This is a genomic window from Anaerofustis stercorihominis DSM 17244, from assembly GCF_000154825.1.
GTDB lineage: Bacteria > Bacillota > Clostridia > Eubacteriales > Anaerofustaceae > Anaerofustis > Anaerofustis stercorihominis.
The window spans coordinates 591,824-604,639 of sequence record NZ_DS560015.1; the positions used below are offsets into that span (position 1 = coordinate 591,824).

At 36.1% G+C, this 12,816-nt stretch carries 7 protein-coding genes; 5 read left to right on the top strand and 2 right to left on the bottom strand.

Annotation, left to right across the window (positions count from 1 at the left end; translation table 11 throughout):
- The first annotated feature begins 3 nt into the window (after nucleotides 1-3).
- From clpX to ANASTE_RS02880, 5 genes are all read left to right on the top strand, one after another.
- The gene (gene clpX / locus ANASTE_RS02860; protein ID WP_007049410.1) at nucleotides 4-1,266 is read left to right on the top strand and encodes an ATP-dependent protease ATP-binding subunit ClpX; all 1,263 of its coding nucleotides are present in this window, start codon (nucleotides 4-6) and stop codon (nucleotides 1,264-1,266) included.
- Nucleotides 1,267-1,357: 91 nt separating this feature from the next.
- Nucleotides 1,358-2,092 carry a TrmH family RNA methyltransferase gene (locus ANASTE_RS02865; protein WP_039944658.1) on the top strand — a complete coding sequence of 245 codons (735 nt, stop codon included), beginning with the start codon at nucleotides 1,358-1,360 and terminating at the stop codon, nucleotides 2,090-2,092.
- Between the two features lie 101 nt (nucleotides 2,093-2,193).
- Nucleotides 2,194-4,623: a glucosaminidase domain-containing protein gene (locus ANASTE_RS02870; protein ID WP_007049412.1), complete on the top strand. Its 2,430-nt coding sequence runs from the start codon at nucleotides 2,194-2,196 to the stop codon at nucleotides 4,621-4,623.
- A gap of 114 nt (nucleotides 4,624-4,737) precedes the next feature.
- The gene (locus ANASTE_RS11235; protein WP_007049413.1) at nucleotides 4,738-7,113 is read left to right on the top strand and encodes a glucosaminidase domain-containing protein; all 2,376 of its coding nucleotides are present in this window, start codon (nucleotides 4,738-4,740) and stop codon (nucleotides 7,111-7,113) included.
- A 120-nt stretch (nucleotides 7,114-7,233) separates the two neighbouring features.
- Nucleotides 7,234-9,342: a sensor domain-containing phosphodiesterase gene (locus ANASTE_RS02880; protein ID WP_007049414.1), complete on the top strand. Its 2,109-nt coding sequence runs from the start codon at nucleotides 7,234-7,236 to the stop codon at nucleotides 9,340-9,342.
- 38 nt (nucleotides 9,343-9,380) lie between these two features.
- On the opposite strand, the gene pheT is transcribed toward ANASTE_RS02880, so the two are convergent.
- Nucleotides 9,381-11,765, bottom strand: a complete 2,385-nt coding sequence (gene pheT, locus ANASTE_RS02885; protein WP_007049415.1) for a phenylalanine--tRNA ligase subunit beta — start codon at nucleotides 11,763-11,765, stop codon at nucleotides 9,381-9,383.
- 12 nt (nucleotides 11,766-11,777) lie between these two features.
- Nucleotides 11,778-12,797 carry a phenylalanine--tRNA ligase subunit alpha gene (pheS, locus tag ANASTE_RS02890; RefSeq protein WP_007049416.1) on the bottom strand — a complete coding sequence of 340 codons (1,020 nt, stop codon included), beginning with the start codon at nucleotides 12,795-12,797 and terminating at the stop codon, nucleotides 11,778-11,780.
- Nucleotides 12,798-12,816 lie beyond the last annotated feature (19 nt).

A 12,816-nucleotide genomic window follows, 5' to 3' on the forward strand; every position in this document is an offset into this window, starting at 1 on the left:
TATATGAGTGACGAAAACAAAACTTACGAAGAGCAGAATCATTGTTCATTTTGCGGAAAAAGCCAATCCGAAGTAAAAAGTTTGGTAGCGGGACCGGGAGTATTTATTTGTAACGAATGTATTGCACTTTGTAACGAAATGTTCAACGAAACATTTTACGATGATGACAATAACGAATTTGTTAATGATTTAGCTCCAAATCTTAATGATGTAGAAAAACCTAATAAAATCAAAGAATTATTGGATGAATATGTAATCGGCCAGGACGATGCTAAAAAGACTTTAGCCGTTGCGGTTTATAATCACTATAAAAGGATAAACGTAGCAGAAAACAGTGATGATAAAGATTCGGATGTAGAATTACAAAAAAGCAATATCTTACTAACGGGACCGACGGGAAGCGGTAAAACACTGCTGGCTTCCACACTGGCAAGGATATTAAAAGTACCTTTTGCAATTGCGGACGCTACGGCACTTACCGAAGCGGGATATGTGGGTGAAGACGTTGAAAACATCTTACTGAGACTTATCCAGGCGGCGGATTATAACGTAGAGCTTGCACAAAAAGGGATAATATATATCGACGAAATCGATAAGATTGCCAGAAAAAGCGAAAACACATCTATTACGAGAGATGTAAGCGGTGAAGGTGTTCAGCAGGCACTCCTTAAAATACTTGAAGGAACCACTGCCAACGTTCCCCCTCAGGGCGGAAGAAAACATCCTCATCAGGACTTCATTCAAATAGATACCAAAGATATATTATTTATCTGCGGAGGAGCTTTCGACGGTTTGGACGAAGTTGTAAAGAAAAGACTTGGAACTCATTCAATGGGCTTCGGCAACGATATTACCGGAGTCAAAGATAAATCCACCGACGATTTATTCAAACTTGCACAGCCTCAGGACTTCGTGAAATACGGTCTTATCCCCGAGCTTGTGGGAAGACTTCCTATAAGTGCTTCACTTAAGAAGCTTGATGAAAAGGCTCTTGTTAATATTTTGACAAAACCTAAAAATGCTTTAATAAAACAATATAAATATCTGCTCAGCTTAGATGATGTGGATCTTCATTTTGACAAAGAAGCTGTTAACTTAATAGCAAAGGAAACCGTCAAGAGAGAGACCGGAGCGAGAGGACTTAGAAGTATCCTCGAAGACATCATGCTGGATGTTATGTATGAAGCACCAAGCAGAGAAGATGTAAAAGAACTTACCGTAACCAAAGAAATGGTAAAAGAAGCTTTTGATAAAAAAGTTCAGTAATAAAAAAGGACATGATTTATGTCCTTTTTATTTTGTTTACATTTAATAAAAAAATAGTTATAATGAGATGAGTAAATCAAAGAGGAAAGCCATGATAACATCAAAGACGAATAAAATAATAAAACTTGTAAAGAGTCTGGAAAAAAAGAAATACCAGGATAAATACGGACTTTATGTCCTTGAAGGGATAAAATTCGTAAAGGACGCGGTTATAAATAAAAATCATATAATCAAATATATAATAACCACCGAGGAATACACCGAAGATTATGATGATGCTTTGGAAGTGGATAATGAAATATTCAAATACATATCTTCCACAAAGACCCCTCAGGGAGTGCTTGCGGTATTAGAAACGAAATACTGTGATATAAATGATATAAATAAAAACGATAACATATTATATTTGGATACGGTCCAAGACCCCGAAAACGTGGGAGGGCTTATAAGGAGCAGTGTCTGTACGGATTTTGACGCAGTAATATTGAACTCTTCAGCATCCCCTTTCCTTTCAAAAGCAGTGAGAGCAAGTGCGGGAAGCATAATAAACACTAAAATAATCTTGGATGAAGATTATAAAATTTTAAAAACATTAAAAGAAAAAGGATTTGATATAATAGCTTCCACATTGAACGGAAAAGAAGATATAACGCTTAACAAAAAAAACAATGTTTTGATCGTGGGGAACGAAGGTAACGGTATAAGCGACGAATGTTTGAAATACGCCACAAAAGAAGTAAAGATCCCCATGAGCGGAAAATGCGAATCCCTGAATGCAAACGTCAGCGGTTCCATATTGATGTACAAAATATATGGTTTTCTGTAAATTTTAACCAAAAAGAGTCATAGGCTCTTTTTTTATTGTAAATATTTGTCGAATATTGTATAATTTAGTAAATATAGCCTTTTGGAGGAACGAAACGAAATATGAAATCATTCAAGAAAATAAGCCTAATACTCATAATCCTATTTATCACATCCATATCCGGAAGCGTTTTTGCCGAAGACATGAATATGGACATAACTTACGATATACCAAGTCAGGCTAACGAATCCGATTTAACAAAAGAAGAAAAAAGTATGGACAGAGAGTCTTACTCCGAAGAAGCCGCAAAAGAAGAAAACACTTCTGAAACGGAAAACTTAAAGTCATCCAGATCCGCAGCAGTCAAGTCTTTGGGTACTTTTACGGTTTCTTACGCATATGCAGCCAAAGCAAAATCAAGCGATAAATACGCAACAAAAGTATCTTTTACAGACCTTAAAGGATATTCAAAATTTGATGATGCTTATTCTTCCATGAACAGTTATTATACCAAATATAAAAATGCGGGAGATACTACAAAAGCCTACGGACTATGTATAAGAAATACTTCCGGTAAAATCATAGCAATGAAACTCGGACGTGCCTATGCAACTCCAAGCGGTGCAACAATGAATATTGCAAGTACATATGTAACAAAAAATCATGAATTATTTTACTATAGCGCTAAAGCAAATTCTTCCACAAACTCAAGTGTAAATGTTGGGATCAGCGGTGCAAAGGGATATGTATCTTCTGCTAATTTAACTCTTGTACCTCATACACTGATATCACAAATGTATAAATCCGCATCAAGCAGTACTAAAAAATATAGCGTCGGATATTATTCAAAAAACTCAAGCGGAGAACTTATTCATACTTATAAAACTCTTACAAATTCAAGCACTTCTACATATTTTGAAAGCGGCGAATACGTTGGAAATACTTACAGTATGGTAGTAGACAAAGCTCCTTCTTTTATGAAAACGGGAACAAAATACTACAGCATGGACGGAGTCAATTTTTATACAAATTCTTATTTATCATCATCAACCAAAGCGGGAACTCATTATCCATACTTCAAATATCTTCCTTACAGGACTAAAAGCAATTATTCCGCTTCACAATTTGACAGCAGGATAAAAAACTATTCAAGTTCCAGCGTTTTGAGGGGGACCGGTAAATATTTGGTTTCTGCGCAAAATACATATGGAATAAATGCTCTTCTTGAGTTGTCTTTTGCAAATTTAGAGAGTGCATACGGAACAAGCGGTTATGCCATATCAAGAAAGAATTTATTCGGTATAGCGGCTACGGATTCCAATCCTGATGGAGCTTCTTATTTTAAATCTGCGGGAGATTGTATAACAAGGCATGCAGGAAGATATCTGTCCCAAGGATACTTCGATACAAAAACCGATTCAAGATACTTCGGGACTTGTCCGGGAGATAAAAATATAGGTGTAGCGGTAAAATATGCATCGGATCCATATCACGGAGAAAAAATCAGCGGTATCGCCTATACTCAGGATAAATATATGGGCTCGAAAGACTACGGCAAATATACCATAGGTAAAACGACTACTGCGGCATATGTATATCAAAAAGCTTCGACATCAAGTAAAAAACTATACAGGCTCGGAACAAAAGGAGGTTCTTCTCCTGTAGGTATAACGGTCGCTATAATCGGAACAAGCGGGAATTATTATAAAGTTCAAAGCGATATGGGGATAGTTAACTCTGAAGCAAGCTGCTATAATAAATATAACTTTACAAACTCGGTCGGATATATACCTAAAAGCCAAATAACTATTATAAGAAAAGGAAGTAACTCCATTTCATCATCAGGCGGCTCAACTTCATCGAGCACTTCAAATACAACAAAAGTATCAGTAACATCTGCATCAGCGAGACCATATACAAGCTATGGCTTTACTCCGGGATATAAAAATTATTTAAGAGTAAAAGGAAAATTCGCTACAAACGTAAAGGGAGCATCTGCACAGCTTCGTATATATGATTCTAAAAATAGACTTGTGGCAAAATTGAGCAAAACAAAAAAAACAACCAAAACTACAATAGGAACATTTTTTTGGGACGGAAAGGCAACAAAAGGAAATACTGCCGGATATAAAACCGGAGCGTATGTAAAAAGAAGCTCCAAAGGAACACCTTATAAATTTAAGCTGTTAATCACAGTAAATGGGAAAACCGCGCAAACAAAATTATACACAACAAAGATTTATTCCAAAGCGACGAAATTACTGACGGATATTTCAAAACCAACTATAAAACGAAAAAGCAAAACAACGCTTTCTATGAAACCAAACAGACCGGGAACCAGTTATATAAGTATATATAATTCAAAAGGAAAACTAGTTTTTAGTAAAAAGTTCTACTATCAAAAAGCAAACAGAAAATTATCGGTTTCATTTAAGGGCTATGGTAATTACGGAAAATACAACAAAAAACTACTTGCCAAAGGAAAGTATACAGTTAAATTCATACATGGAAGTTATACTTATAAATATCCTAAAAAATTAGTATTAAAATAAAAAGACACTATTAAGTGTCTTTTTTTTACATTTCTGCCAATTTTATCTTAATGCTAAAAATGCTATTTGAAATAGTATAATTTTATGGATAAAAAATCTTAAGGAGAAATTTTTATGAATACAGGTAAAAGAATAATTTGGGTTTTACTGTTATTTCTTATCCCATCATTTAATATAAGTGCAAATAATATATACACTATTGAAATCCCCGATTTCGTAAAAAACGAAGCAAAAGACGAAAGCAAATATAAAGGGGACGAACTGCCGAAGGAGTATTTAAATAATAAGGATAAAAATACAAAAGCAGTAAATAAAAATTTTTATGTTGCCTATGCTTATGCCGCAAAAGACAAGTCCGAAGACAAGTACCCTACCCTAGTCAAATTCAATAAATTAAAGACATTCAGTACATTTGAAAGTGCAAAAAACTCAATGAATACTTTGTATACGGAGTATAAAAATAAGAACTCCGTCGAATATACAAAAAAAGCAAATGGACTTGTTATTTTAAACGACAGAGAAAAAATAATCGATATGAAGCTGGGGAAAGCTTATATTTCGGTAAATTCGACCATTATCTCACTGGATAAAAATCACGGTTCTTCCGCACCATACATACCCACTAATCATGAGGTATTTTACTACGGTGCGGAGAATAAAAACGACCTTACATCTTCTGCATGTAAAATAGGTATAAGCGGTATGACCAATTATACGTCTTCCGATAACCTTACATTTATACCAGAAGCAGTCCTAAGCGATACATACCTATCAGCTTCTAGCTCCCAAAAGAAGTACACTACGGGATATTACTACGTAAATACTAACAGGGATCTTTATCACTATGTATCCATACTCACCGACCCGAGTGTATCAGAGAAATATGAAAACGGTGAAAAATCAACGCTCCAAAGTTTTATCGTAGATAAGGCTCCTTCATTTATGAAGACGGATACCAAGTATTACAGTATGGACGGTGTGAACTTTTATACTTCTAAATATTTAAGTTCTTCTTCTAAAATCGGTACCCACTATCCTTACTTTACTTATCTTTCCTACAGGACAAAAACGAACTATACAAAAGAGGATTTAAATAATAGGATAAATACTTATCCGAGTAATACAAAACTTAAAAATCAAGGAAGTACGCTCATAGACGTTCAAAATAAATATGGGATAAATGCCCTTATGGAATTGTCTTTCGCAAATTTGGAAAGCGGATACGGCACCAGCAGTTATGCTATAAACAAAAATAATCTGTTCGGGATTGCGGCATACGATGAAACTCCCGACAATGCATATTCATTCGAAAGTCCGAAGAAATGTATAGAAGAACATGCCTACAGACATTTAAGCAGGGCTTATTTCGATGCGAATTCCGATTTCAGATATTACGGTCCTTCTCCGGGAAATAAAAAAATAGGTGTGAACGTAAAATATGCTTCCGATCCATATCACGGAGAAAAAATAGGAGGGATTGCCTACACACAAGATAAAAACATGGGAAGCAAAGATTATGAAAAATATACTATAGGTATAACCAATAAAACTGCAAACGTCATGGAGAAACCCTCATCGGGAAGCAAAGTATTTTACAAATTATCCAACAAGAACCTAAACGAACCCGTGGGTATCCCCGTAGTCATACTGGGAACAAGCGGAGATTATTATAAAGTCCAAAGCGATATGGGAGTTAAAAGCGGAAATGTTCATTTTGAGAACTTATATGATCATAACGGCTCGGTGGGATATATCCCCAAAAGCAGTATAGATATAGTAAGAAAAGGAAAATCATCCGTTCCCGCCGATACAGCGGATAAGCTTACGATTTCATCCATAAAGATAAGTCCTTCCCCAAGTTACGGTTTTACTCCAGGATATGGAAACAATCTAAAAGTCGAAGGAAAAATATATTCCAACAAAAAGAATGCTAAGCTTGAACTGCAGGTATACAACACAAAAAAACAATTAGTCGCAAAGAAAAGCATTACCAAGCAAAAGACGGGAACCACATCAGAAAAGATTTTCTGGGACGGAAAAGCAACTAAAGGAAATAAAGCGGGATACAAAACGGGAAGTTACGTTAAAAGAAGTTCATCGGGAACGAAATATATGGTTAAACTCCTTCTTTCAACCTCATCGAAGAGCGTAAAATCAAAGGAATATAACATAAAAGTATATAGTAAAGCCACAAAATTAAATACCAACATTACAAAAACGGCGATAAAGAGAAAAGCATCCACCACATTATCCATGAAACCAAATAGACCCGGAACAAGCTACATAAGGATATATGACTCAAAAAACAGTCTCGTATTCAATCAGGCATTTTATTATAAAAAAGCAAATACAAAACAAAGCACGGTTTTTAAAGGCTACGGCAATAACGGCAAATACAATAAAAAGCTCCTTTCAAAAGGGAAATACACAGTGAAATTCATCCACGGGAGCTACAGTTACAAGTACCCTAAAAAAATCACGTTAAAGTAGAAAAAAGTAATTATTTTTAGAAAGTGTACGAAATCAGTACACTTTCTTTTTGAGTTGATATATAATGATATATAAGAATAAAAGGAGACTGCAGTCATTACTGCAAAAATATCAAAAAATATGGAATACGATGAAATATGCTCGCTTATAATTAATGAAATGGACAATTTGATATATATAAGTGATGTGGATAAATACGAACTTATCTATATGAATAAGACTGCGAGAGAAAGCTTTAATATAGATGAAAAAGAAGACTACCGAGGAAAGAAATGTTACAAAGTTTTAAGAGGACTTGATTCTCCATGTGAATTCTGCACAAATAAGCTTATAAACGAAGATTCTTTTTATACTTGGGAAAGTTTCAATCCCCTGCTGGGAGAATATTTTATAGTTAGAGATAAAGTCGTAAATATAGACGGCAAAAAAGCAAGGCTTGAAATAGCAACGGATATAACTCAGAAAGAAAGCGAAAAAAGAAAGCTTGAGTATGAAATCTATAAAGAAGAAACTATCGTAAACTGTGCAAGGACACTTTCGGGAGACAGGAACATACAAGCTGCCATAGACAAGCTTCTTGAAATAGTATGCGGATTTTATAACGGTAGCCGCGCATATATATTTGAAATAGATTATGAAAACAAAGTTTTTTCAAATACTTATGAATACTGCACAAAAAACGTTACCGAAGAAATAGATAACCTTCAAAACCTCCCCATAACCCTTATAGACGATTGGCTGTATCAATTTAACAAAGAAGGAGAATTCTATATTTCTGCCCTCGGAGAAAAATATGATAAAAATTCTCCTGCATATAAAATCTTGTCAAGTCAGGGAATAGACAGCTTGATTGCAGCCCCCCTCATCAAGGACGGACAAATAACGGGATTTCTCGGGGTAGACGATCCGAAAAAAAATATAAACGACCTTACCCTTATAAAGACACTGACTTATTTTATAATGAACGACATCGATAAGGAAAAACTTCTTAATACGCTGAATAAAATGAGTTACTACGATGCCCTTACAGACCTTGGGAACAGAAATCATTATATAAATGTAGTTGAACATTTCAATGAAAACCCTCCCGAAAATATTGGGATAGTCTATATTGACGTAAACGGACTTAAACTTATAAATGACAGCTACGGACACGACTACGGCGATATACTTTTAAAACAAACCGCAGAATTACTTAAAAAGGTGTATGATAAGCATATATTCAGAGTAGGCGGAGACGAATTCGTAGCTCTTTGTCCAAACATTGAAAAACATGAATTTGAAAAATCAGTCAGCCGTTTAAGACATTTACTGAAAAAAGAAGAAGAAATAAATATTTCTATCGGTGCGGTATGGGACAAAGGGAAAACAGAGCTTGAAAAACTCATAAAAAATGCCGATAACCTAATGTATCTGGAAAAGCAGTCTTATTATAAATCAAACTTGGTAAAAGAACACAATTACCGCTCGGAAGTATCGAAGAAGCTTATAAGAGAAATAGCAAATAATAAATTTACTGTTCTGCTTCAGCCTCAAATAGAAACTTCCACGGGAAAGATCTCGGGTGCCGAAGCTTTGGTAAGGAAAATAGATGATGACGGAAACCTTATAACTCCCGACAAATTCATATCTTCCTACGAAGCAAAGAATATAATAAGACATGTAGACTTATTCGTTCTTGAAAGCGTATGTAAGATACTGGATAAATGGAGAAGTGAAAACAAACCCTTAATTGCGATAAGCATAAATCTATCCAGGGTTACGGTAATGGAGTATAATATAATAGATAAAATATGCGCTATATGCGACCATTACGATATACCTCATAACTTTATAAATATAGAAGTGACCGAGAGCATATCAAAGATGAGCGACGCCGTACTGTTTGAAATAATAGAAAGATTAAGGAAAGAGGGCTTTACGATTTCTCTGGACGATTTCGGATCCGATTACTCAAACTTATCCATACTCACGAAAATAGAGTTCGATAACTTGAAGATAGATAAAAGCATAATCGATAATATCAACAATAACCCCAATGCAAGGATAATCATAGAACACGTTATAGATATGTGCAAGCACATAGAAAAGACAAAAACCGTTGCGGAAGGTGTGGAAACGAAAGAACAATTCGACATGCTGGAAAATTATAAATGCGATTTTATTCAAGGTTATTATTTTTCAAAGCCTATAACCGTGGAAGAATTCGAAAATAAATATATGGATTAAAAAAAGGTACTTATTAAGTACCTTTTTTATTACTTTGATTATCTCAATTTTGCATTTAGATTTTCATCGAGAGCTTTTACTATTTTAGAGAAAGTAACATCTATTTCCTCGTCTGTAAGAGTCCTGTCTTCTGCTCTGAAGTTAAGCGCCGCAGCGACAGATTTCTTGCCTTCACCTACCTGTTCTCCCGTGAATACATCAAACACTTCGGCTTTTACAAGATATTTGCCCCCCGCTTTTTTGATTTCGTCAATGATTTCTCCCGCATAGACATCTTCATCCACGACTACCGCGATATCTCTTTCAAGTGCGGGGAATTTAGGGAATTCCTTGAATACGACTTCCTTATCGTAAAGTTCGATTATGGTCTTGACATCAAGCTCCGCAACCACGACATCTTCCTTGAGATTGTATTTTTTTAACAGTACGGGATGAACATTTCCTATATATCCGATTATCTTATCATCTATACATACATAAGCACTTCTTGAAGGGTGAAGCATATTTTCTTCGGCTTTGATGAATTTCACACCCTTTATCCTAAACTTATTGAATAAGTATTCAACGATACCTTTTATTTCAAAGAAATCGGTATTGTATTTACCTATCACAAGATGTTCCTTTTGAAGAGGAAGTCCAAGCTCATCAAATTTATCGTTGAAGAATACATTTCCTACTTCAAACAACACCCTTTCTTTATTCTTTCTGGAATAGTTGAAAGAAAGTGCTTCAAGGATACTTACCATCATGCTCGTTCTCATATATCCGGTGTCTTCTCCGAGAGGATTTATTACCTTTAAATATTTGCTCCTAATATCATTTTCATCAAAACCCAGTTCATCAAGTTTTTCTTTTGATGTGAATGTATAAGTAAGGGTTTCAAGAGCCCCTGCGGCAACGAGAGCGTCCTTAAGAGCGTTTTTATCCCTGTAATAGGTATTCTTCTCACTTATATAATTCGAGCTTTCCATGAGCGTACTAGGGAGGTTGTTATATCCGTACATCCTCGCGATATCTTCTATGACATCTTCTTTGATATTCACGTCATCTCTAAGAAGCGGAGCGGTTATACTTATCATGTCTCCCTTTAGTTTAGGTTCAAAATTCAGTAAATCAAGAAGCTTAACTTGTTCTTCTGCGGAAATTTCACTACCGAGAAGTTTGTTTACATCATTATAATCTATATCCATTTTGACATGTTCTTTTTCGTAGAAGTTTTCATCGATAAGACCTTCCACAAGTTCGCAGGCTCCTATTTCAACGAGCAGTGAAGCCGCTCTGTCGATTGCATATCTTGTAATCAAAGGATTTATACCCTTTTCGTAGTGTGCAGAAGCTTCGCTTCTGAGCCCGAACTTTCTCGAAGTCCTTCTGATAGAGTTCTTACCAAAATTAGCAGATTCTATTACGATATTCTTCGTATCGTCATCAACTACGGAATTAGCCGCACCCATTACCCCCGCAACACATACTCCCCTGTTTTCGTCATTGATAAGGAGCATTTTATCGTCCAGTTCTCTTTCGATATTATCGAGAGTTACCATGGTTTCCCCGTTTTTTGCGGTATCCACGATTATCTTATGTCCCTCCAATTTATCGTAATCGAACATATGAAGAGGCTGACCGAGCTCAAGCATAACGTAGTTTGAAACGTCTACTATATTTGAAATAGGTCTTATACCGCACACCATAAGTCTTTTTTGCATCCAAAGAGGAGAAGGTTCTACTTTCTTTACTCTAAGAAGTCTTGCACAGTAACGCTTGCATAAATCCGTGTTTTTTACTTCAACGCTCAATTTATCATTTATATCATTACTTTTATCTTCTATTTTGAAGTCGGGCATGATGAACTTTTCGCCCATGGTCGCCCCCGCTTCATAAGCCATTCCGAGGATAGAGTTACAGTCCTGTCTGTTGTTTGTAAGCTCGAAGTCGATAACGTACTCATCAAGCCCCAAAGCTTCTTTTGCATCTATACCTATAGGTACATCACTTGAAAATATATATATCCCGTCTTCCATATTCTTTGGGATAATGCTTGAACTCATTCCAAGCTCCTGTCCAGAACAAAGCATACCGAAGGACTCTACTCCTCTAAGCTTCGCTTTTTTAAGCTTGGTCCCGTCGGGAAGTTTTGCACCTACTTTTGCAAAAGGAACTATATCCCCTTCACTTACGTTGTTTGCACCCGTTACGACTTGGTATTCCTCTTTACCGTCAAACATGGTACATATTATAAGTTTTTGTGCATTTTCATGAGGAGTTATCTTATTGATTTTCGCCGTTACGACATTTTCTATCCCTTCCCCGAGATAAGTGACGGTTTCCACCATTGAACCGCTCATGGTCATCATATCTGCGAATTCTTTTATATCTTTATCTATATTTACATATTCTTTAAGCCAATTTATTGGTACTAACATTCTCTATCCTCCTTAAAATTGAGTCAATAACTCGGTGTCGTTTCCAAATAACAGTCTTAAGTCCTTGATACCGTACTTAAGTGTGGTCATCCTGTCAAGCCCTAAACCAAAGGCAAAACCGCTGTAAACTTCAGGGTCTATCCCGCAGGCTCTTAAAACGTTTGGATGAACCATACCGCAGCCTAAGATTTCTATATATCCCGAGCCTTTACATACATTACAGCCCTTGCCTTTACATACTACGCATGTCGCGTCCATTTCCGCACTTGGCTCGGTAAAGTAGAATTGATGAGGTCTGAACCTTGTCTTTGTGTCTTCGCCGTAGAGCTTCTTGACTACGTATTCCAAAGTCCCCTTAAGGTCTGCCATAGTGATACCCTTATCTACTATAAGCCCTTCAAGCTGATGGAACAAAGGAGAATGAGTGGCGTCGATTTCGTCTGTTCTGTATACTTTTCCCGGAGCTATTACCTTGATAGGAAGCTCTTGGTCTTTCATAGCTCTTATCTGTACGGGAGAAGTCTGAGTCCTAAGACAGTTGCCCCCTTCAACGTAGAAAGTATCGCTTTCGTCTCTTGATGAATGGTCAAGAGGTACGTTCAAGTTATCGAAGTTATATTTTACAAGCTCCACTTCCGGACCTTCCGCAACGCTGAAACCGAGAGATTCGAATATCTCCTGAAGTTCTCCTATAACGTGATATAAAGGATGATGATGTCCCGTTAAGACTTCCTTGCCGGGAAGAGTTATATCTATTTTATCCCTCTTTAATTTTTCTTCCATGAGCTTATCTTCAATAGAAGATTTCATCTTGTTCAGTTCTTCTTCTATATCTGCCCTTACTTCGTTTGCAAGCTTACCTATAATAGGTCTTTCTTCCTTGCTTAGTCCTCCCATTCCTCTTAGGATAGAAGTAAGCTTCCCTTTCTTGCCGAGAAATTCTATCCTGAAGTTTTCCAAATCTTCCAAAGCATTCAGATTTTGTATTTTTTCTTTAGCTTCTTCGCTGATATTCAATAATTGGTTTTTCACTTTACCCTCCTGAGATAAT